Here is a 248-nt window from a genome sequence, read left to right on the forward strand (position 1 = left end):
CCATTTTCAACTGTAGTACGTCTAATTTGGAAGCCATCCCTTTCTACTTCTTTACCTTTAGTCATTGTATTTATAACGATTTGAACATCACCATTTTGAATACGTGTTAATAAATCATTTTCGCCACAAACTTTGACAGAAGACGAGTTAGCAACACTTGAGGACTATACTATAAAATTAGCTAAAGGTTTAAACATCATTGGCTTAATCAACATTCAATTCGTTATAGCTCACGATGGTGTATATGT

Annotated in this window: 1 pseudogene; it reads right to left on the bottom strand. The window is 33.1% G+C overall.

What is annotated here, in order from left to right:
* A pseudogene (locus tag IDG64_RS14740) lies at window positions 1-134 on the bottom strand (hypothetical protein); the annotation flags it as partial.
* Between the last annotated feature and the right edge of the window lie 114 nt (window positions 135-248).

The sequence above is a fragment of the Staphylococcus sp. EG-SA-15 genome, from assembly GCF_017151895.1.
Lineage (GTDB): Bacteria > Bacillota > Bacilli > Staphylococcales > Staphylococcaceae > Staphylococcus > Staphylococcus aureus.